The organism is Brucella sp. TWI559 (assembly GCF_039674265.1).
Lineage (GTDB): Bacteria > Pseudomonadota > Alphaproteobacteria > Rhizobiales > Rhizobiaceae > Brucella > Brucella chromiisoli.
The window spans coordinates 1-1,235 of the sequence record NZ_JBDJNE010000063.1; the positions used below are offsets into that span (position 1 = coordinate 1).

Here is a 1,235-nt window from a genome sequence, read left to right on the forward strand (position 1 = left end):
TGGACTTGCCCTTATTTAGTGGAGAGGTTCTGTCATTAATTTACGGTTCGCCGTCTCGAACTGCACCGGCGATTTATACCCGAGGGCAGAATGTCTTCTGATGGGATTATAGAATCCGTCAATATATTCGCCAATGGCTTTGACCGCATCCTTGCGTGTCTGGAACACAGTTCTCCATATCAGTTCCGACTTGATCGTCTTGAAGACGGTTTCCACCATCGAATTATCGTAACAATTTCCTTTTCCGCTCATGGATGGAAGCATTTTGTGAGCTCTGAGGATTTTGCGATACTCATAACTGGCATATTGACTTCCCCTGTCCGAGTGCTGGATCAACCCCGGCTTTGGTTGCCGGATTGCAATAGCCTTATTCAAAGCACAGATAGCCAGATCCTTTTTCATCCGGTCACGCGCTTCCCAACCGATGATGCGACGAGAATAGAGATCGACAACGATTGCCAGATATAGCCAGCCTTCGGTGGTCCATATGTAACTGATATCGACACCCCATTTCTGATCCGGTCCATCACAGGTAAAGTCCTGATCCAGAAGATTGGGAGCGACAGCCTCGCCATGATTGCTGTCGGTCGTGCGTTTGAAGCGCGTTTTCTGCCGGGCTTTAAGACTGTTTTCGCGCATCAGTCGCGCCGTGCGGTGACGACCTGCCCGAATGCCTTCTTCATTCAGTTCGACATGCATGCGAGGACTTCCATAAGTTTCACGCGACAGCGCAAACTGGTTACGAATGTGGGCCAAGATAATCATGTCATCAAGCTGACGACGACTGGGCAAACGATGCTTCCATGCATAATAGCCGCTGATGCTGACACCTGCGAAAGCACATAGCCGTGACAGAGACATATGGGCCTTCTCCGTGTCGATGAACGCAAACTTCATCGACTTGTCTCCCGCGCGAAGAAGGCCGTCGCTTTTTTTAATAAATCTCGTTCCTGTCGTAGAAGCTCATTTTCTTTTCGAAGACGGGCAAGCTCCTGGTTCATGTCCTCATGCGGACCAGAAAGCAAATCTTTCTCAGAAATATTACGCCGCCAACGGTCAAGTGTTGACTTGCCAATGCCAAGGTCGTCGGCAACCGATGAAATGCTTCGACCGCTCGTCGTTAAAATACGAACGGCTTCGCGTTTGAACTCTTCTGTAAATTCTCGCTGCTTCAATTCTAACTCTCCTGTCACTTTTATTTAACAGAAGCCCTCCACTTTTGAAGGGGAAGTCCA

At 48.9% G+C, this 1,235-nt stretch carries 1 protein-coding gene; it reads right to left on the reverse strand.

Going from position 1 to position 1,235, the window contains the following annotated elements:
• Positions 1–15: 15 nt before the first annotated feature.
• Positions 16–1,193 (reverse strand): IS3 family transposase gene (locus tag ABE530_RS19585; RefSeq protein ID WP_318580708.1). Its coding sequence is split into 2 segments (ribosomal slippage): positions 16–938 and positions 938–1,193, totalling 1,179 coding nucleotides; the frame shifts between segments, so codons are not numbered across the junction.
• Between the last annotated feature and the right edge of the window lie 42 nt (positions 1,194–1,235).